At 70.0% G+C, this 19,929-nt stretch carries 20 protein-coding genes; 2 read left to right on the forward strand and 18 right to left on the reverse strand.

Annotated features, from left to right (window positions below):
• Positions 1-4: 4 nt before the first annotated feature.
• From ABD204_RS14070 to ABD204_RS01290, 11 genes are all read right to left on the reverse strand, one after another.
• Positions 5-172, reverse strand: coding sequence for a DUF2510 domain-containing protein (locus tag ABD204_RS14070; protein WP_194422913.1), 168 nt, complete (start codon positions 170-172; stop codon positions 5-7).
• A gap of 104 nt (positions 173-276) precedes the next feature.
• Positions 277-1,533 carry an ABC transporter ATP-binding protein gene (locus ABD204_RS01245; RefSeq protein ID WP_194422914.1) on the reverse strand — a complete coding sequence of 419 codons (1,257 nt, stop codon included), beginning with the start codon at positions 1,531-1,533 and terminating at the stop codon, positions 277-279.
• A gap of 46 nt (positions 1,534-1,579) precedes the next feature.
• On the reverse strand, positions 1,580-2,419 hold the full coding sequence (locus ABD204_RS01250) for a carbohydrate ABC transporter permease (protein WP_409264002.1): 840 nt from the start codon (positions 2,417-2,419) through the stop codon (positions 1,580-1,582).
• 8 nt (positions 2,420-2,427) lie between these two features.
• Positions 2,428-3,375 (reverse strand): carbohydrate ABC transporter permease, encoded by a 948-nt coding sequence (locus ABD204_RS01255; protein WP_322597654.1) that lies wholly within the window; start codon positions 3,373-3,375, stop codon positions 2,428-2,430.
• Positions 3,372-4,634, reverse strand: coding sequence for a sugar ABC transporter substrate-binding protein (locus ABD204_RS01260; protein WP_194422917.1), 1,263 nt, complete (start codon positions 4,632-4,634; stop codon positions 3,372-3,374). The genes ABD204_RS01255 and ABD204_RS01260 overlap by 4 nt, the downstream gene beginning before the upstream one ends.
• 120 nt (positions 4,635-4,754) lie before the next feature.
• Positions 4,755-5,738, reverse strand: a complete 984-nt coding sequence (locus tag ABD204_RS01265) for an alpha/beta hydrolase (RefSeq protein ID WP_194422918.1) — start codon at positions 5,736-5,738, stop codon at positions 4,755-4,757.
• A gap of 23 nt (positions 5,739-5,761) precedes the next feature.
• Positions 5,762-6,961 (reverse strand): multidrug effflux MFS transporter, encoded by a 1,200-nt coding sequence (locus ABD204_RS01270; protein WP_194422919.1) that lies wholly within the window; start codon positions 6,959-6,961, stop codon positions 5,762-5,764.
• Entirely contained in the window at positions 6,958-8,331 is a 1,374-nt protein-coding gene (locus ABD204_RS01275; RefSeq protein WP_194422920.1) for an FAD-dependent oxidoreductase, read from the reverse strand. The genes ABD204_RS01270 and ABD204_RS01275 overlap by 4 nt, the downstream gene beginning before the upstream one ends.
• A 49-nt stretch (positions 8,332-8,380) precedes the next feature.
• The gene (locus ABD204_RS01280; RefSeq protein WP_194422921.1) at positions 8,381-9,436 is read right to left on the reverse strand and encodes a polyprenyl synthetase family protein; all 1,056 of its coding nucleotides are present in this window, start codon (positions 9,434-9,436) and stop codon (positions 8,381-8,383) included.
• A 52-nt stretch (positions 9,437-9,488) separates the two neighbouring features.
• The gene (locus ABD204_RS01285; RefSeq protein ID WP_322597653.1) at positions 9,489-10,244 is read right to left on the reverse strand and encodes a demethylmenaquinone methyltransferase; all 756 of its coding nucleotides are present in this window, start codon (positions 10,242-10,244) and stop codon (positions 9,489-9,491) included.
• Positions 10,245-10,253: 9 nt separating this feature from the next.
• On the reverse strand, positions 10,254-10,811 hold the full coding sequence (locus tag ABD204_RS01290) for a DUF402 domain-containing protein (RefSeq protein WP_194422922.1): 558 nt from the start codon (positions 10,809-10,811) through the stop codon (positions 10,254-10,256).
• Positions 10,812-10,891: 80 nt separating this feature from the next.
• Between ABD204_RS01290 and ABD204_RS01295 the strand changes: the two genes are divergently transcribed.
• The gene (locus tag ABD204_RS01295) at positions 10,892-12,175 is read left to right on the forward strand and encodes an isochorismate synthase (RefSeq protein ID WP_194422923.1); all 1,284 of its coding nucleotides are present in this window, start codon (positions 10,892-10,894) and stop codon (positions 12,173-12,175) included.
• Positions 12,176-12,197: 22 nt separating this feature from the next.
• Here ABD204_RS01295 and ABD204_RS01300 read toward each other — a convergent pair whose 3' ends face one another.
• Genes ABD204_RS01300 through ABD204_RS01310 form a run of 3 tightly spaced genes read right to left on the reverse strand, consistent with a single transcriptional unit; the run spans position 12,198 to position 15,432 of the window.
• Positions 12,198-13,061, reverse strand: a complete 864-nt coding sequence (locus ABD204_RS01300) for a polyphosphate kinase 2 family protein (RefSeq protein ID WP_194422924.1) — start codon at positions 13,059-13,061, stop codon at positions 12,198-12,200.
• Positions 13,062-13,100: 39 nt separating this feature from the next.
• Positions 13,101-14,942: a 2-succinyl-5-enolpyruvyl-6-hydroxy-3-cyclohexene-1-carboxylic-acid synthase gene (gene menD / locus ABD204_RS01305; protein WP_194424164.1), complete on the reverse strand. Its 1,842-nt coding sequence runs from the start codon at positions 14,940-14,942 to the stop codon at positions 13,101-13,103.
• A 1-nt stretch (position 14,943) separates the two neighbouring features.
• A complete protein-coding gene (locus tag ABD204_RS01310) occupies positions 14,944-15,432 on the reverse strand; it encodes a PLD nuclease N-terminal domain-containing protein (RefSeq protein WP_194422925.1) in 489 nt (162 codons plus the stop codon).
• 113 nt (positions 15,433-15,545) lie between these two features.
• On the opposite strand from ABD204_RS01310, the gene ABD204_RS01315 reads away from it, so the two are divergent.
• Positions 15,546-15,896 carry a DUF4229 domain-containing protein gene (locus ABD204_RS01315; protein WP_194422926.1) on the forward strand — a complete coding sequence of 117 codons (351 nt, stop codon included), beginning with the start codon at positions 15,546-15,548 and terminating at the stop codon, positions 15,894-15,896.
• Positions 15,897-15,905: 9 nt separating this feature from the next.
• Here the strand turns inward: ABD204_RS01315 and ABD204_RS01320 are convergent, their stop codons facing one another.
• The 4 genes from ABD204_RS01320 to ABD204_RS01335 form a co-directional block, all read right to left on the reverse strand.
• On the reverse strand, positions 15,906-16,883 hold the full coding sequence (locus ABD204_RS01320) for a 1,4-dihydroxy-2-naphthoate polyprenyltransferase (RefSeq protein ID WP_194422927.1): 978 nt from the start codon (positions 16,881-16,883) through the stop codon (positions 15,906-15,908).
• A gap of 83 nt (positions 16,884-16,966) precedes the next feature.
• On the reverse strand, positions 16,967-18,121 hold the full coding sequence (locus ABD204_RS01325; RefSeq protein WP_322597652.1) for an AMP-binding protein: 1,155 nt from the start codon (positions 18,119-18,121) through the stop codon (positions 16,967-16,969).
• A gap of 8 nt (positions 18,122-18,129) precedes the next feature.
• Positions 18,130-19,029, reverse strand: coding sequence for a 1,4-dihydroxy-2-naphthoyl-CoA synthase (locus ABD204_RS01330; protein ID WP_194422928.1), 900 nt, complete (start codon positions 19,027-19,029; stop codon positions 18,130-18,132).
• A 64-nt stretch (positions 19,030-19,093) separates the two neighbouring features.
• Entirely contained in the window at positions 19,094-19,888 is a 795-nt protein-coding gene (locus ABD204_RS01335; protein ID WP_194422929.1) for an LLM class F420-dependent oxidoreductase, read from the reverse strand.
• Between the last annotated feature and the right edge of the window lie 41 nt (positions 19,889-19,929).

Genomic DNA, 19,929 nt, shown 5'->3' on the forward strand with positions numbered 1-19,929 from the left:
CGGATCAGCAGTTGCAGGAACAGGGGCGCTTCTCGGCGGTCGCCTCACCCCGAACCAGCGACGTCCACGCCTCGCCGTCGAACCAGCGCTCTCGCCCGGGAACCTGCGAATCCGCGTACCACCCCGCAGGCCGCACGGTCTCTACCTTCATGAAGGCGGAACCACTCGCCATCGCCCATCTCCTCTCGATCGACCGCGTCGCGCGCGGATCACCACAGGGTAATCGAGAATGGTGATCACTATCTACGATGTGCGGCTATCCGTACCGCCGCCGGGTCACACGGAGGATTTCGCCTCGCGTTCCTTCGCGCGCTCCAGGGCGCGCTGACGTTGCGCGCGACCTTGCTCCTCGAGCTGTTCGGCACGCTCGTCATCGCGCGTGAGATTCACGCTGGTCTCCGGGTCGAAGACATAGAGCGCATCGGGGGAGAGCCACAACGTCGCCTCGTCTCCACCGACGATGAGGCTGTCCGCGTTCAACGCGACGACCATCTCGGTGCGAAGGCTCTCCCCATCGAGGTCTCGATCGAGTTCCGACAGCGTCTCACGCACCTCCTCGTCGGTCTCGAACGGCACATAGGCGTAGAGCACCTCCCCGAGCCACTCGGTCATCTCGACATCGACGGTGACCCGGAGACCTTCGCGGGGCTCGCTCTCCATCGCCTCGACGTCTTGGAACGCATCCGGGCGCACTCCCACGATGACCGTCGACCGGTCCCCGATCGCGGCACGCAGCCGCTCGTCCAGCGGCACCTCCATCATCGGCAGTCGAAGCGTGTCACCCTCCACCGAGCCGTGCAGGAAGTTCATCGGGGGCGACCCGATGAAGCCCGCGACGAAGAGGTTGGCGGGCTGCTCGTAGAGCCCACGCGGGCTGGCCACCTGCTGCAGCTCCCCGCGTCGGAGCACGGCCACGCGGTCGCCCAGCGTCATCGCCTCGGTCTGGTCGTGCGTGACGTAGACCGTCGTGATCCCGAGCGAGCGCTGCAGTCGTGCGATCTCGGTGCGCATCTGACCCCGAAGCTTCGCATCCAGGTTCGACAGCGGCTCGTCGAAGAGGAACGCGTCGGCGTTGCGGACGATCGCCCGCCCCATCGCCACACGCTGGCGCTGACCTCCCGAGAGGTTCGCCGGCTTCCGATCGAGGTGCTCGTCCAGCTCGAGCAGACCCGACGCACGTCTGACCCGCGCGTCGAGCTCCTCATCATCGACGTCGCTGGCCTTCAGGCGCATCGGGAACGCGATGTTCTCGTACACCGTCAGGTGGGGGTAGAGCGCGTAGTTCTGGAAGACCATCGCGAGGTTGCGGTCCTTCGGCGCCTTGTCGTTGACGACGGCGTCGTCGATGCGCAACTCGCCGTCGGTGATGTCTTCGAGGCCGACGATCATGCGCAACAACGTCGACTTTCCGCAGCCGGACGGACCCACGAGGATCACGAACTCCCCATCTGCGATCTCGAGGTCGATGCCCTTGACCGCGGTGAAGCCGTCGTCATACGTCTTGACGACGTTGTTCAGCGTGATGGATGCCATGTCGACTCCTTCGAAGGCGTGCGGGCGGGAGCTACCGGGCGCGGGGTCATCCCTTCACCGCACCCTGGGTGAGGCCGGAGACGATCCGACGTTGGAAGACGACCACGACGATGACGATCGGGATGGTCACGACGATCGCGGCGGCCGAGATCGCCCCCGTCGGGTCTTCGAACTGCGACGCCCCGGTGAAGAACGACAGCGCGGCCGGCACCGGGCGGGCGGCATCGGTGGAGGTCAGCGAGATCCCGTAGACGAAGTCGTTCCATGCGATGAAGAACGCGATGATGGCGGTGGTGAACACGCCGGGCGCGGCCAGCGGAACGACGGTCTTGCGGAACGCCTCGAACGGCGTCGCGCCGTCGACCTGTGCCGCCTGCTCGAGCTCCCACGGGATCTGGCGGAAGAAGGCCGCGAGGGTCCAGATGGAGATCGGAAGGGTCAATGACAGATACGGGATGATCAGCCCGAGCCACGTGTCGTAGAGACCGATCGTGCGCCACAGATTGAACAGCGGCGTGACGATCGAGACGACCGGGAACACCGACACGGCCAGCGCCGTGACGAGGATGATGCGCTTGCCGGGGAAGTCGAGCCGCGCGATCGCGTACGCACACAACGTGGCGAGGACCACCGCGATGACGGTGGCGATCAGCGAGATCCCGATCGAGTTGCGCAGCGACGTGAGGAAGAGCTCCTGCGCCGATCCACCGGGGGTCAGGATCTCGGCGTAGTTCTCCAGCGTCCATTCCTCGGGCAACAACGTGCCCGAGAACAGACCTCCCGGCGTCTTGAAGGAGGTCATCAGAATCGAGAACACCGGGAAAAGCGACCACACCAGCACCGCCACGGTGATCGCGATCCAGCCGACGCGCTGGGGCCAGGTCATCGTACGCATCAGGAGTCCCGTCCCCCCGCCAGATCGACGCGGAAGCCTTTGATGAAGATCGCGGCGATGATGAGCACACTCAGGAACAACAGCACCGAGATCGCAGAGCCGAGGCCGATCTCGAGTCGACCGATCGAGGTGTTGTAGGCCAACAGGGACAGCGCCTCGGTCCCGTTCGCGCCCGCGGTCATGATGTAGATGTTGTCGAAGATGCGGAACGCCTCCAACGTGCGGAACAGCACGGCGACCATGATGGCGGCCTTCATGTTCGGCAGGATGACCCGCCGCATGACCTCCCACCCGGTCGCACCGTCTACCTTGGCGGCCTCCTCGAGGTCGCCGGGCACCTGCGCGAGTCCGGACAGCAGCAGCAACGAGATGAACGGGGTGGTTTTCCACACCTCCGAAAGGATGATCACGAACAGCGACGACCCCTGGTAGGCGAACCAGTTGAAGTCCTCGTCGAACCCCGGCAGCCATGCCAACCAGCTGTTGATATAGCCGGAATTGATGTCGAAGGCGTAGAACCACGCGAACGCCGCGACGACGGTGACGATCCCGTAGGGCACGAGGATCGCCGTCCGGGCGAAGCCACGCAGCCTCTTCACCGCACGGTGCATGACCAGCGCCAGCAGGAACCCGAGCACGAGTTCGAGGACGACGGTGACGACCGTGATGAACAAGGTCACCGCCATCGACTGCCAGAACGCCGGGTCACCCAGCACCACCGTGTAGTTGCGGAACCAGATGAACTCGCGCTCATCGGGAGCGGTCAGGCGGAGGGAGAAGAGCGAGTCGAAGAAGGCCTGCAGGATCGGGTACATCGTCACCAGGAGCATGATGACGAATGCCGGCCCCGCCAGCATCCAGCCGAGGCGGGCCTCCTCGCGGGACCGTGCAGACCGCCCCCCGGGCTGGGGTGCGGTCCCCCTCTCCGCCGGTCGCGTCGTGCTCACAGCAGTCGCTCCCCTCGAAGCACGGCGAGGATGAACGCCGACGACGTGGCCGGCGTCGTGTCGGGGTCGACGTCGGCCGGCGGGTGCCAGGTGCGCTGGAGCCCGATCGAGATCTCGTTGTAGTAAGGCGTCTGCGGCCTCGGGACTCCCAGGTCCAGCGACTCGCGGATGACATCGGCCATCGGGAACTCCTCCTGCACCGTCTCGTCGTCGTACGCGTCGACGTTCGAGGGCGGGTTGCCGTCGCTCACGAAGTACTCCGCCTGGTGCTCGGGCTGCACGATGCATTCGACGGCCTGCCAGGCGAGATCCTGGTTCTCACTGAACGCGCCGACTCCCAGATTGATCCCGCCCACCGGAGGAGCCGCCGGGGTGTCGGCGTCCATCCGCGGGTAGACGGCCCACCCGAGATCGTCGGCCACCTCGGGCGCGGAGGCGTTCAACGACGGCCACACGAAGGGCCAATTCACCATGAACGACCCCGTGTCACCTTCGAAGAGATTCAGGCTGGCGTTCTCATTCGCTGTAGGCAGCCCGGTCCCGGCGAGACCGTTCTCGCCGATACGCTGAATGACCTCCGCCGCCGCACGTCCCTCGTCGGAGTCGATACCCAGTTCCATGTCGGCCGGAACGGCGTCGGGGGTCTGGAGGATCTCGCCGCCCGCCGAGGCGATCAACGCGTTGATCCACACCGTCAGGGACTCCGCGAGCGCGCCCTGCACACCCAACTCCAGGTCGTTCTCCTCGGCGGCGTCGATGATCTGCTCCCAGGTGACGGGCTCATTCATGTCGAGCCCGACCTCCTCGACCACCGATTCGCGATACCACAGCAGTTGCGTGTTCGCCCAGAAAGGCACCGTGACCAGTTCGTCATTCCAACTGGCCGACTCGACGGCACCCTTCACGACACCGTCGGTGTCCTGCAGGTCCTCCGGGACCTCGGCGAGGAAACCGGGCTCGGCGAGCTCGGGGATGAAGGGCGGGTCCAGACTCATGATGTCCAGGGACCGGTCGCTCGCGGCCAGCCGTCTCGCCAACTGCTCGCGTTGGGACGCCGCATCGCGGGGCAGCAGAGTCGTCTCGATCCGATAGGCCCCGTCGGCCTCCTCGGTGCAGTCGCGGGCGATGCGTTCCTGTCCCCCGGCATCGGGATTGATGTACCAGGTCAGCGTCGGGACTCCGTCGTCGGCCGAGCACGCGCCCAGACCGACCACGAGCGACAGCGCCACGACGACGCCGCCCGTTTTCCTCGGACGCATCAAGCCCCCTCGCCTCGACGTGCTGTGAACGGTCCGTGCGGAACCGTCACCGGCATCGTGCGTCAGGCCGCATCCGGCAGACAAACGCTTGCATGCGGCACGCGCGTGTAGTAAGGGCGATCAGATGAATAGCGCGCCGGGCACACGCGAGCGCATCCACGCGTCGACGCTGCGGTACGCGACCTGTCGCGCACCCGGCGCCGAGAGGAACACGTCGTGCACGGCACCGTCGATCCTCGCGATCGTCACATGCGGGCCCAGTCGAGTGGCCGCGCGGGCGATCTCGTCCACGACGAGCACCGCGTCGGCCGCGGTCATCGCCGGCGACCACACGAACGGATTGACGGTGCGGCGCGAGAGCAGCACGATGACCGGGCATGCGATCTGCAGGCCCTCGTCGACGCGCCGGTGCCCTTCCAGCACCGCGTTCAGCCAGCCCGGATGGGTGGCGAACCCCCGAACGGGCCGCCACGCGGCCGGCATATCACCGCGCGGCGCGGTTCCCAGCTCGGTGAGGGCTCGCGTGTAGAAACCGAGGTCGACCGGTGGATGGGTGCCGAACGGATCGAAACGGGCCCGCGCGCCGACCACGGGCGCGATGGCCTGACGCGCGAAGGCGCCGGTCTGGAACTCCAGCCAGGGCGCGTTCAGCACCAGCCGATCCACCCGTCCCGGGTGCCGGGCCGTCCACAGCGCGAGCGTGAGGCCACCTGTCGAGTGCCCTTGCAACACCAGTCGGCGCCGGCCGGAATCGATCGCGGCCAGCGCGGCGTCGATGTCGGCGTCGTACTCGTCCAGCGAGGCGACGTACCCCGGGGTGTTCCCCTCGCGAAGACTACGTCCGTAGCGACGGAGATCCAACGCGTAGAAGCGGGCACCGAGCGCGTTCCAGAAGCGCGCGAGCTCACGGTTGAAGAAGTAGTCGGACCAACCGTGCACGCTGAGCACGTCGACATCGCGCAGCGGGCCGGTCAGGGCGCTGAGGGGACCGGGGACGCTGCGCACGAGCGTCGCGGCGAGCTCGCCGTCCGCGCCGGGCGGCAACGGCAGCGTCTGCTGCTCGAACGGCGCCCCCAGGACGTCGGAGGTCCAGACGCCGGGCATGCGGCGAGTCTAGCCACCGGTCATCACGCGATCGAACGCACCCGGTGGTGCGCCAGCAACCGGAATCCCGCCGCGAGGAGCACCGCCGTTGCGATGACGAGGGCCATCGGCACCGCCGTGTCTTCACCCCACGCGCCCACCACGGGTGAGACGATGGCGCCGACGAGGAACTGCGTGGCACCGAGGACAGCCGCACCCGATCCGCGGATGGTCGGGGTACGTGCCAGGGCGAGGGCGGATGCGTTCGACATCGTGAACCCGGCGCCGGCCGTCAGCAGGAGCGCGCAGGCGATGAACAGGCCGGGGCTGAGCAGTCCGGACCACACCAGGACTCCGAGTGCCGCGGCACCGCATCCGAGCAGCCCCACACCGAAGGTGAGCATGCGGCCGGGGCCGATGCGCGGGGCGATCCGGGCATTCAGCAGGTTCGCCGTGACGATCCCGAGCGCGCCGACGGCGAACGCGAGGGCGTAGAGGAAGGGGTCCATGCCCAGCACCTCCTGGCCGACGAACGGTGACGCGGAGATGTAGGCCATCATGGCCGCGAACGCGGTGGCGACGGTCAACGCGTAGGCCCCGAAACCGCGCGTGCGCGCCGCGGAGACGAGCATCCCGAAGATCGCGCCCGCGCCGCCGGTCTGGCGTCGTTCGGGCCGGAGCGACTCGGGCACGACCAGGACGGCGAGCAGGAACATCGTCACCGACACGACGGCGAGCACGACGAGGACCCCGCGCCACCCCGCGAGGACGGCCACCGCACCCCCGATCGGCGGGGCGACCAACGGACCGAGCGCCGTCACGGTGGCCAGGAGGCTGAGGGCGCGCACCGCCGTATCCCCGACGCTCAGGTCCACCGCGATGGCACGCGCGACGACGATCCCGGCCGCGCCGGTGAATCCCTGCAACAGCCGGAGCGCGACGAACAGTTCGATGCTCGGGGTGAACACCATGAGGATGCCCGACGCGGCGAAGACCCCCATCGCCGTCAACATCACCGGGCGTCGGCCGAACCGATCCGAGAGCGGGCCGAGCACGAGCTGTCCGGCGCCGATCCCGAGGAGGAACGCCGTGAGGGTCAACTGGACCGCCGAGGCCGGGGCCCCCAGATCGGAGGCGATGTCGGTGAACGACGCCAGGTACATGTCGGTCGCGAACGGACCGACGGCGGCGAGGAACCCGAGCGCGGCGATCAGCCCCGGGGTGAGGCTTCGCGCGGGGCTCACTCGCCGCGTGAGATGGCGACCATCTCGTCGCGCGGCACGACCTTGATCCGCTCCCGCTCGGCTGCCGCGCCGAGGGCGATCTCGTGCGCGTCGAGGCGGTGCCAACCGGCGAGGTCGGTCCAGGCCACGCCGCGCTCGGCGAGGAGGGCCGGGATCGCCTCCGCAGACGGGTCCACCGGGTTCCACCAGGAGCCCTGGTCGTTGATGAGGTGACCGACCGTCTCCATCGCGTCGGACTTGGTGTGTCCGATCAACCCCACCGGGCCGCGTTTGATCCATCCGGTGGCGTAGACGCCGGGCACCCGCTCGTTGTTCTCGGGGTGCAGCACCTGGCCCTCGTGGTTCGGGATGACCCCGTGCCGGTCGTCGAACGGGACCCCCGGCAGGGGCGAACCGAAGTAGCCGACGGCCCGGTACAGCTGTCGGATGGGCAGCTCGCGCACCTCTCCGGTGCCGACCACGCCCCCCTCGCCGTCGGGACGGGTGCGCTCGTACACGAGCGCAGACACCCGACCGGCCTCGTCCTTCTTGACCTCGAGGGGCTTGGACCAGAAGTGCAGGTGGAGTCGACGCGATGCGCCGCCTCCCCCGCCGTTGGCCGCATCGGAGGTCCGCCACTTCTGCAGGACCCGGTCGATGACCATGACCTGCTTGTTGGTGGCGATGGCATCCTTCGACGCCTCGTCGTAGTCGAAGTCCTCGTCGTACACGACCACGTCGACGTCGCGCTGCTCGCCGAGTTCGCGCAACTCCAGCGGTGTGAACTTCACCTGTGCGGGTCCGCGACGCCCGAACACGTGCACGTCGGTGACGGCCGACGCCGCCAGTCCCGCGTGCACATTGTCCGGGATCTCGCTGGGAAGCAGGTCCTCGGCGTGCTTGGCGAGCATGCGCGCCACGTCGAGCGCGACGTTCCCGTTGCCGATGACGGCCACCGACTCCGCATCCAGCGGCCATTCGCGGGGCACGTCCGGGTGTCCGTCGAACCAGCTGACGAAGTCGGCGGCGCCGAAAGACCCCTCGGCGTCGATGCCGGGGATCTCCAGCGCCGCGTCGCGGGCCGCTCCGGTGGCGAAGATGACCGCGTTGTAGTGGTGCTTGAGGTCGTCGAGGGTGATGTCCTCGCCGAAACGCACGTTGCCGAAGATGCGGATGTCGCCCCGGTCGAGCACGCCGCGCAACGCGTTGACGATCCCCTTGATGCGGGGGTGGTCGGGGGCGACGCCGTAGCGGACGAGCCCGTAGGGCGCCGGAAGGTGTTCGAACAGGTCGATGGACACGTCGAAGGCACGCTCCGCCTTGAGCAGGATGTCGGCGGCGTAGATGCCGGCGGGGCCCGCGCCGACGATCGCCAGTCGCAAGGTGGTCATGGGTGTCCTTTCTTTTCGCACCGGAGCGGCCGCGCGGGGACGGTGCCGGTCAGCTGGAGCGGTCGGCGACCGCGCGCGCGAAGCGAGTGAGACCCTCGAGGACGGGGCCGTCGGGAAGCGGGTCGAGAGCCGCGATGGCTCCGCGTGACCACGTGTGGGCGAGATCGAGTGTGGCACGCGTCGCCTCATGGTCGCGCAACTCTGTGAGTGGCTCGTCGAGGATGACCGGATCGGCCCCGTCCGCGATCCGTGCGACGCCGTCGTCGATGCGCTCGCGGAGGTCGACCGAGGCGTCGTCGTCGCGCTCGCCGAGCAGGAGGAAGGGCATCGTGGGCACGCCGGCACGCAGGTCGGTCCCGGGCACCTTGCCGGTCTCGTCGGGGTCGTCGGAGAGGTCGATCACGTCGTCGAGCAGCTGGAAGGCGACACCGGCCTTCTCGCCGAACTCCACCAGCGGGGCCTCGAACTCGCTGGAGGCGTCGCTGAAGAGGGCACCGGCCTGCGCGGACGCGGCGATGAGCGACCCGGTCTTGTCGGCGAGCACCTGCAGGTAGAACGCGACACGGTCGTCGTTCTCGTGCGGCCCGACCGTCTCGTGCATCTGGCCGAGCACGAGGCGTTCGAACGTGTCCGCCTGCAACTGGATGGCCCGTTCACCGAGCTTGGCCATGAGTTGGCTGGCACGGGAGAACAACAGGTCACCGGTGAGGATGGCGACACTGTTGCCCCACACCGAATGCGCGCTGGGCACTCCGCGCCGACGGTCCGCTTCGTCCATGACGTCGTCGTGGTACAGCGAGCCCAGGTGGGTCAGTTCGAGCGCGGTCGCCGCGTCGATCACCCGTTCCGTCGTCCCCTCGCCGAGCTGCGCCGTCAGCAGCGCGAGCATGGGCCGTACCCGCTTGCCGCCGGCGTCGAAGAGGTACCGGCTGGTCGCGTTCGTCAGGGTGTCGGCGGTCGTCAGCTCCGCTTCGAGGGAGCGGTCGACGCGCTCGAGCCCAGCCTCGACCTTCGCGAGCAGGCGACGGGATCGTGGACCCGCGAAGACGCGATCGGCCAGGCCGAGCTTGCCCGCGATCGGCGAGCCCTGCGCTGAGGGAGTCACCCTCCCAGCCTACCGGCGCGCACTCGGGGGTCGGACCGCCCGGGACTCACGCTCACGCGGCGGGCTTGGTGGCGCGGTGCAGGGCCACGATGCCCCCGGTGAGATTGCGGTAGGCGACCCCGGTCCACCCGGCTTCACGGATCCACCCCATGAGCGTGCGCTGGTCCGGCCAGTCACGGATCGACTCGTTGAGGTAGTCGTAGGCCTCGCTGTTCGAGCTGACGGTCTTGGCCACCGTCGGAAGCACCCGGTCGTTGTAGAAGGAGTAGAGCTTCCGGAACGCCGACGACGGCGGGTGGGAGAACTCACAGATCACCAGGCGCCCGCCGGGCTTGGTCACCCGCAGCAGCTCCCCGAGCGCGACGCGCGGTTCGTTGACGTTGCGAAGTCCGAACGACATCGTGACGGCGTCGAACTCGGCGTCGTCGAAGGGGAGGGCGGTGGCGTCGGCTTCGACGAAGGACAGGTTCGGGATGCCACCGCCGGGCGCGGCGGCGCCGTGGCGACGCTCACCCTCGGCGAGCATCCCCGGGGAGAAGTCGGCCGCGACGACCTGCGCTCCGCTACGGGCCAGCGAGACGCTGGACGCGCCCGTTCCGGCGGCAAGATCCAAGATGCGCTCCCCCGCCTTCGGCGCGACGGCCCGCGTGGTCGCCGCACGCCACATCCGGTCATTGCCGAGGCTCAGCACGGTGTTGGTGCGGTCGTAGCCGGCTGCGACACCGTCGAACATGCCCGAGACCCGCGCGGGGTCCTTGCCCAGGTCGGCGCGGTTGGGTTCGGTGGATTCGGGTGCGTCGGGGGTCACCCTTCGACTCTACGCGCCGGTGAGCGCCGCCAGCCGAGCCAGCCAGCCGTCCGCGGTCGCATCGTCGTAGGGCGCGACGCGGTCCCGCACCTTCCGCTCGAGGTCCACCGCCAGCGCCTCGAGGTGCGCGACGATGTGGGGCGGGTAGCCGTAGGCGACGCGGTGCTCGTCCCACTCGTCCCGGTCGTCGATCCAGGTCCCGCGCTCGTCGATGGCGCGGACGACGTCGAGGTCCATGTCGATGCCGGTCGGCACGCCCGGTTCGGTGTCGGACCAGCGCACATCCCACGCGAGGTCGATGTAGATGCGGCTGGACGCCGGCGGGGCGACGTTGACGGTGAGGGCGTGGTCCCCCGAGGGCGGAACCAAGGTGACGCTGGCCGCCCGGGTGAAGAAGTCCCGTCCGGGCCGGAAGCTGCGCGTCCCCTCCGGCTGTCCGAACCACTCACCCCACTGGTCGTGTCCGAGATAGATGCAGTCGTGCACCCAGTGCGGTCCGCCGTCCCACTTGCGCCAGCGGAACACGGTGCGGGTGCCCGGTTCCGGGCGTGAGGAGTCGGCGGTCACCCTCGCGAGTCTATTCCGCGCCGTCGTGCACCTCGGCGCACGCGGCGACCGCAGGGGCCGGTCGAAACTAGGCTGGAGGGGTGCCCGCGTACCCCCGTCTGCTCGTCGAGACACGGGAGATCGATCCCGTCGACGATCTCCTCCCGTACGCCGACCCACACCGACCGCTCGCGTGGCTACGCCGCGGCGATGGCGTCGTGGGTGTCGGCGACCTCGGCGGCTACGAGATCTCGGGCACCGAGGTCTCGTCCCCCGAGGTCTCGACCGCCGACGCGTGGCGACGGGTGGCCGCCGAGGCCGATATCGACGACACCGTCGGACTTCCCGGAACCGGCCTGCTCGCGTTCGGCGCGCTGACCTTCGATCCCCGCTCCGCGTGGCCGAGCCGCCTCATCATCCCCGAAACGGTCGTCGGCCGACGTCAGGGGCGCTCCTGGATCACACGCATCCGGCGGGCGGACGCGGCGGCCGATCACTCTCCGATCGGCATGCCCGAGCCGCGTCCGTTCGGCCCCGCCTGGTCGGGTACCCTCGGCCCGGGCTCCCTCGACCCGGAGGATTACCAGACGGCGGTGCGGGCAGCGCTCGAGGCGATCGCCGCCGACGAGGTCGGCAAAGTGGTGCTGGCCCGCGACCTCGTCGGGACCGTGCCGGCCGGCTCCGACCTCCGCCGACTCGTGCGCGCCCTGGCCGAGGGCTACCCGGACACCTGGGCCTTCGCGGTGGACGGTCTGATCGGCGCGAGCCCCGAGACACTCGTGACCGTCGCCGACGGCGGGGTGACCGCCCGCGTGCTGGCCGGCACGGTCGGACGTGGACCGGACCACGATGACGACGACGCCGCCGCCCGGCATCTGCTCCGCAGCGCGAAGGACCGTGACGAGCACCGCTTCGCCGTGCGCAGCGTCGTCGAAGCCCTCGCCCCCCACACCCGGACCCTCGCCGCCGACGAAGAGCCCTTCGCGCTCGAGCTGCCCAATCTGTGGCATCTGGCCACCGACGTCGCCGGTGTGCTCGGCGACGACGCCTCCTCGCTCGATCTCGTCCGCGCACTGCATCCCACCGCCGCCGTCGCGGGCACGCCCACCGACGCCGCGATCGAGGTCATCCGGCGCATCGAGCCCTTCGACCGCGGTCGCTACGCCGGCCCGGTGGGCTGGGTGGACGGCGACGGTGACGGCGAGTGGGCGATCGCCCTGCGCTGCGCGCAGGTCGGTGCGCAGCGTACGCGTGCGGGGACGGACGCGGCCACGATCCCCGTCACCGCCTACGCAGGGGCCGGCATCGTCGCCGGCAGCGACCCCGAAGCGGAGATGCTCGAGACACGCGTGAAATTCCGCCCGATCGTGGACGCCCTGGCCTGACCCGAGGGCGCCCGCGCACCGCTCAGGTCGCGGCGAGCCTCGCCCGCTGTTCCTCGACGTCGAACGTCGCCCGGGGCCATTGCGGATCGATGTCCTCCAGCGCGACCAGCAGGAGGTGCTGCACGGCCAACCGCGCGTACCACTTGCGGTCGGCGGGAACGACGTACCACGGTGCGTGGTCGGTCGAGGTGCGGTCGAACACCGCCTGGTATGCCTCCTGGTACTGCGGCCACAGCATGCGCTCGTCCACGTCACCCGGATTGAACTTCCAGTGCTTGTCGGGGCGGTCGAGCCGTTCCATCAAGCGCTCTTTCTGCTCGTCGGCCGAGATGTGGAGCATGACCTTGACCAGGCGCGTGCCACTGTCGACGACGCGCTTTTCGAAGTCGTTGATCGCGTCGTAGCGGCGCTCGATCTCCTCGGCGGGGGCGAGCCGGCGCACCTTGCCGATCAGGACGTCCTCGTAGTGCGACCGATCGAACACGCCGATGATGCCCGGTTCGGGAAGGCGCTTGTCGATCCGCCAGAGGAAGTCATGCTCGAGCTCCTCCGCGGTCGGCTTCTTGAACGCCGTGAGCGCGATGCCCTGGGGGTCCACCGAGCCCACCACATGCCGCACGATGCCACCCTTGCCGGCCGAGTCCATCGCCTGCAGCACCAGCAGAACCGACGCGTCGGTGCGGTCCACCCGGCTGCGTGCGAACAGACGCTCCTGCAGGTCGCTCAATTCGTCGACGCCCGAGGCGAGGTCCTCGGCGCCGGCCTTCTTCCCCTTGAGATAACCGGGGGTGGATGCGGGGTCGCAGTCGGCGAGGTGGAAGCCCTCGTCGACGCGGAGGAGGTCACCGACTTCGCCGTCCCAGTGCCTCTGGCTCTTCGCGGTCATCCCCACATCATGTCGGATCCTCCGGGTGAGGTCACCCCCTCAGCGGGGCAACGGCACCTCGATCACCTGCCGGGCGGCGCCCCCGGCGGTGAGCGCCTGGTCGAGCTCCGAGCGCGTGGTCGCACGGGTGTACTCCCACCCGTACGCGGCCGCGAGTTGTGCGAGGTCGACCCGGTGCGGGGTGTACAGGACGCGGTCGACCGACGCCGGGTCGGCCGTGCCGGCCACCTCCAGCCCGTCGAAGATGGTTCCCCCGCCGTCATTTCCGACGATGATCTGGATGCGCGGCTCCTCCTCGCCGGGTGCCGACAGCAGGGCGCCGACGTCGTGGAGCAGCGCGAGGTCGCCGAGCAGCACGCGGGTGACGCCCGGGGCCCCGGCATGGTGACGTGCGAGGGCGATGCCGGTGGCCGTCGCGATGGTGCCGTCGATGCCGGCCAGGCCCCGGTTCGCATGGACGGGGACCTTCTTGCCGCCGAGGACGGCGTCGGCCACCCGAACGAGTCGCGACGAGCCGAACACGAGACGGTCGTGCGGCCAGGTCGCGCGCCACACCGCATCGACGAGCAGCTCGCGATCCAGCGGCGCCCGCATCGCCCCGAGTTCGGCGGAGATCGCGCCGAGGCGTTCACGCGGAACGGCCGAGGCGAGTCCGTCGACATCGGGCGCCGGGGCGGAGAGGTCCACAGCCGCCGCGCGGGAGGCGCGCATCCACGCCCCGAGCCATGCGTGCTCCGCCTCGGCGATCTCGGGGCTCCCGCCGACGGGCGTGACGGCGACGGCGTCCGCCGACCGGGTCGCACCGTTGAGTCCGAGCGGCTCGCCGGGCCCCCGCAGGGCGATGACCTCGACCGAGGGATCGGACAGCACGGCGGTGACCTCGCGGCTGAGCGTCGGGTGTCCGAACACGACGGCCCGTTCGATGCGTCCACCCAGCTCGGCCCGGCGCAGAAGGTCGCGGTAGCCGTGCACGACATGCCTGCCGTAGCGGGATCCGCTGACGATCTCGGCGATGAGGGGCCAGCGCCCCTCGTGGGCGAGTGCCTCGGCGGCCGGGCCCGCGTCGGCACCGGCGATCACGACCGTCCGCGGTCCCCGCGGCAGCGCCGTCGGCAGATCTGCGGGTGCGGCGGCGATGTCTGCGGTGCCGATGCCGCCACCGCCTTGGTAGAGCGCACCGGACATGGCCCCTTCCGCCGGGTCGTCGTCGGATGCGGCTACGCCCGCGCTGTGCGCTCCGTCCGAGAGGGCGGCATCCAGCCAGGCGGGGACGACGCCGCTGAGCGGCTCGCGATACGGCAGGTTCAGATGCACGGGGCCGGGCGCCCACTGCCCCACGCCGAGTGCCGCATCGAACGCGTCGTGCGCGACGCGGCGCAGCGTCGTCGTCTGCTCCGAGACACCGGCTGGATCGGTCACATCCGGCACCGCGAGGTCGGCGTCGTAGCGACTCGCCGAGGAGAACATGCCGGGCTGTCTCGTGGTCTGATTGGCACCCACCCCGCGCAGTTCGGGGGGCCGGTCGGCGGTGAGCAGGATCATCGGCACGCCGGCGTGGTGTGCTTCCAGGACGGCGGGCATGAGGTTGGCGACGGCGGTTCCGGAGGTGCACACGACCGCGGCGGGCATCCCCGACTCGCGGGCGAGGCCGAGGGCGGTGAACCCGGCGACGCGCTCGTCGATCCGCACGTGCAACTGGAGGTGACCGCGACGTTCGAGCTCGGCGGCGATCAGGGCGAGGGACTGGGATCGGGAGCCGGGACTGAGCACGAGGTGGTCGACCCCTCGACCGACCAGGGCGGCGAGAAGCGCCGCGGCCGCGTCGGTCGCCGGCGCGGCGTGGACCTCGGGGGCGACCTCGTCGCCGCTGACGTCCGACATGTCAGCCGACGGCGCCGCGGTGACCACGTTCGTCGTCGTCGGGCCGGGTTCCCGGTGTCTGGTCATCGGCGGCCTGCTCGCCCGACACCGGCTCCTCGGAGGAGGGCGTGTCGGAGGCGGAGACCTCGTGCGGCGCCGCAGCGTCGGCGGCGTCGGGCAGCGGCGGATCCCAGTCGGACTCCGCGTCGAGCATCGCCAGTTCCTCCTCCAGGCGGCGGATGCGCTCGTCCTGGTCGCGGATCGATCCGAACGCCCCCGTGAACTGGGGATCGTCGTCGGGCGCGACCGGGGTGATCGGTGCGGGACGGGGGCGGCGGCCGACGATGAGCCAGAGCAGACCACCCAACACGGGGATGGCGGTCACGATGACCAACCACAGCGGCTTGCTCACCCCGCGGTGTCGCGTCTTCGGCTGCACCGCGCAGTCGACGATCGTGAAGACCCAGAACGCCACGGCGATCAGGGCCACGATCAACAGCACCCTTGTCACGCCCTCCATCCTAGGCGGGAGCGCGCGGGGCGGGGTTCGCCGTGACCTGACAGTGACCCGTGAGCGCCGTCCGCGCCGACGGGACGCCGAGAGGACGCACCTACGATGGAGGGGTGAAAGCCCGTTCCGCCCTCGTGTACACGGTGCTGCGCCTGCTGGCGTTCCTGGTGCCCTTCGGCATCCTGATGCTGTTCCCGGTGTTCCAGGACCTGTACTGGCTCGCCGCCCTGTTCGCCGCACTCATCGGTCTCAGCCTGTCCCTGCTGTTCTTGAGGCGACCGTTGGACGATGTGACGACGGGCCTGGCCGAGCGGCGCCGCGGCCGCGAAGGCCGGCACGACGTGGCCGCGGAGGACGCCGCGGCCGACGCCGTCTACGGCGAAGGCGTCATCGCCGCAGAGGAGGGCCCGGGATCTCCCGGCGCAGAGGCCGACGCACGGCGCGCGGAGGAGGGCCCGCGCTGACGGGCGGGGTCAGCCGACGAACGCCCAGCACAAGAGCGCGCCGTAGCCCACCGACGTCAGCGACGTCAGCGCGAGGGCGACGACGAGCTCTCGCGCCTCGCGGTAGCTCCAGACGATGATGATCGCGGGAAGGCCCGCCAGCAGAGCCAGCAGCGTCAACCACGCGATCGGGTAGAACAGCGCGAGGAACGCCGCGATCGCGAACGGGACGAGCACGAACACCGTGAAGAGCACCTGCGTCCACCGTCGGCCGATGAGCACCGTCAGGGTGCGCTTTCCGGCGACGCGGTCCTGATCGATGTCGCGGAGGTTGTTCGCCAACAGGACCGCGCACGCCAACAGTCCGGCCGCGACCGCGCCGAACCAGGCCTCCTGCGGAAGCGAGAACGCCTGCACCCACGTCGTGCCGAGGGTGGCGACCAGTCCGAAGAACACGAACACGAACAGTTCACCCAGGCCGTAGTAGCCGTAGGGCCGCTTGCCACCGGTGTAGAACCATGCCGCGGCGATCGCGACGGCGCCCACGGCCAGCATCCACCACTGCTCGGTCCGGATCACGATCGCGAGGCCCGCGACCGCGGCGAGCGCGAAGAAGCCGAGCGCCACGCCGAGCACGCGTCGCGCCGGCACGCGACGTGACGCCGTGAGCCGCGCAGGCCCCACGCGATGATCGTCCGTACCGCGGATGCCGTCACTGTAATCGTTGGCGAAGTTCACGCCGATCTGCAGGAAGACCGCCACGGCGAGGCAGGCCAGTGCGATCATCCCGTGGAACCGGTCGACGACCACCAACGCCGCCCCGGTGCCGATCAGGACGGGTGTCACGGCCAGCGGCAGGGTGCGCAGCCGCGCCGCGCCCACCCAGTCGCGCCACGTCACCGGGACGACCGCACGCGGAGAACGGCCTGCCGCCGCGGCCGGGTTGCCCCGCGACCGCGTGACGCCGGAGGACGACTTCTTGCGCTTCTTGCTCGAGGTGCCTGCCACGAGGAGCCATCCTAGGCCGCGTCGCCGATGCGGGCACCGAGGCCGGTGGTGACCCTTCGGCCGTCCCCTCCGCCGGTCACCCCTCAGTGGAGAGCGGCGACCCCCGCGCGGATCGACTCGCGGTCGGGCTTACCCGACGGGAGGGTGGGCAGTTCGTCGACCAGCACCAGCCGCGCGGGGCGGGCGTGGCGACCGACCTCGTCGGCGACGGCCTGCCGCGCTTCGTCGAATTGCACCGACTCGCTGCGCCGCAAGGCCTCGCCGCGTGGGGCGACGACCACCGGCACCTCACCCCACCGAGGGTCGTCGATGCCGACCACGACCGCCGAGGCCAGCCCCGGCACCGTCCGCACAGCCCGCTCCACCCGGTCGAGCGAGACGTTGATGCCGCCGGAGATGATGACGTTGTCGATGCGGCCGCGGATCCGCAACAGGTCGCCCTCGATCAGTCCGGCATCACCGGTGCGGTACCACCGGGTCCCGTCCGGGTCGATCGTGAACGCCGCGGCGGTGCGATCATCCTCGCCGAGGTAGCCGTCGGCGAGGGTGGGGCCGGCGATCTGCACTTCGCCGTCCGACACGCGCACGCTCACCCCGCGCAGCGCGCGGCCGTCGTACACGCATCCGCCGCTGGTCTCGGTCGACCCGTACGTGCGGACCACGCGCGCTCCGAGGGCCTGGGCGCGCTCGAGCGTGGCCACTGCGAGGGCCTGCCCTCCGACGAGGATCGTCTCGAACGAGCGCACGGCAGCACGCACCGTGGTGTCGGTCTCGGCGGCGTCCAGCAGTCTGGTCAGCTGCGCGGGCACGAGCGAGGTGTACGTGGGGACGCGTTCGCCGCCACGACTCGAGGCCATCATCGTCGCCGCCGCGGCGAACGCCTCGGGGGTGAACCGGCCGGCGAGGATCGCCGGCTCGCGATCGGCGACCAGCGCCCGCACGAGAACCTGCAGACCGGCGACATAGGAGGTCGGTAGCGCGAGGAGCCACGCCCCGGAGCCGACGCGGTCGGCGGTGGCCATGGCGCTGGAGATGAGCGCGTCGCGACTGAGCACCACGCTCTTGGGCACTCCGGTCGACCCCGAAGTGGTCACGACCACCGCCGTACCGGCGGGCACCTGGGCCGGGGCGGTCCCGACCATCCCGATCGCCAGCGCGGGGCCCGCCCCGTGCAGCGCGCCGCGCAGCGCCCGCAACACGTCGCGCGGGTCGTCACCGGTCAGTGCTCGGAGGTCCACGGCGACGTTCAGTAGTGCCAGGGGTGGGGCGACCAGTCCGGGTCGCGCTTCTGCAGGAACGCGTCGCGACCTTCGACGGCCTCGTCGGTGCCGTAGGCCAGGCGTGTGGCCTCGCCGGCGAACACCTGCTGACCGACCATGCCGTCGTCGACGGCGTTGAAGGCGAATTTCAGCATGCGGATCGCGGTGGGCGACTTCGTCAGGATCGTGCGCGCCATCGCAACGGCTTCGCGCTCGAGCTGCTCGTGCGGCACGACACGGTTGACCGCCCCCATCTCGTAGGCGCGCTGCGCGGAATACTCTTCGGCGAGGAAGAACACCTCCCGGGCGAATTTCTGCCCGATCTGCCGCGCGAAGTAGGCCGACCCGTATCCGGCGTCGAAGGAGCCCACGTCGGCGTCGGTCTGCTTGAAGCGACCGTGCTCGGCGCTGGCGATGCTCATGTCGCACACGACGTGGAGCGAATGGCCTCCGCCGGCCGCCCACCCCGGCACGACCGCGATGACGACCTTCGGCATGAACCGGATCAGACGCTGCACCTCCAGGATGTGCAGTCGACCGGCGCGGGCCGGGTCGGGTGTGGTCGCGTCGTCCGCGGCGTAGGTGTACCCGTCACGGCCCCGGATGCGCTGGTCACCGCCGGAGCAGAACGCCCAGCCGCCGTCCCGCGGGCTCGGCCCGTTGCCGGTGAGCAGCACGACGCCGACCTTCGGGTCCTGACGCACGTCGTCGAGCGCACGGTAGAGCTCGTCCACGGTGTGGGGCCGGAAGGCGTTTCGGACCTCGGGCCGGTCGAAGGCGATCCGCGCGATACGTCCGTCTGTGGACAGATGCGCGGTGATGTCGGTGTACGCCTCGGCGCCGGGTGCCGGCGTCCATTCCGCGGCGTCGAACAGCTCGGAGACCATGCCTCAAGCGTAGAACCCCTGCGGCGGGATCCGCAGTCCTGCCGCGAGCGTCGCGGCGGGCCGGTCAGGCGTTCTTCGCGTCACGCCACCGCAGCCAGCCGCGGACGAGCTCGTAATCCCACTCCGGGCCGTCCAGCCCCAACGTGAACAGGCGGGTGCCGGCGTCGTAAAGGGCGTCTGCGACACTCTCGTCGCGTCTGGCGAGCTCGTTGGAGACGACGAGGTCACCGGTGTCGCGTTCTTCGGTCCCGGCCCACCGCTCGATCACCGACAGCTTGTGGGGCAGCTCGTCGGGGGCGACGAAGCTATGCCAGATGTTCGCGTGCCGCGCGACGAATCGGAGCGTCTTCTGCTCGCCCTTGCCGCCGATCATGATCGGGATGCGGCGGGTGGGCTGCGGATTCAGCCGGTCCCAGCGGGCGGTGACCTTCTCGAGACCGCCTTCGAGATCGTTCAGACGGCTCCCGGCCGTGCCGAACTCGTAGCCGTACTCGTCGTAATCGCGCTCGAACCATCCCGAGCCGGTGCCGAAGATGAACCGGCCCACGCCGTGCTTCGCACTGATGTGATCGAGTGTGCGGGCCATGTCGGCCTGCAGGTCGGCATTGCGGTAGCTGTTGCAGTTGACGAGGGCGCCGAATTCGACCCGCTCGGTCTGCTCCGCCCAGGCCCCGAGCATCGTCCAGGACTCGAAGTGCAGACCGTCGGGTTCCCCGAACAGCGGGAAGAAGTGATCCCAGTTGAAGAGGATGTCCACGCCCATCTCCTCCAGCCGGAGGACCGCCTCGCGAAGGTCGGAGTACTGGACGTGCTGAGGCCGCAGCTGGACGCCGAGGCGAACCGGTGTGTCGAGGAGCATGGGGTCAGCCTATGGCCGCACCGCTGCAGGCGGGGCAGGAT

Origin of the sequence: Microbacterium aquimaris, assembly GCF_039531285.1 — a bacterium.
Taxonomy (GTDB): domain Bacteria; phylum Actinomycetota; class Actinomycetes; order Actinomycetales; family Microbacteriaceae; genus Microbacterium; species Microbacterium aquimaris.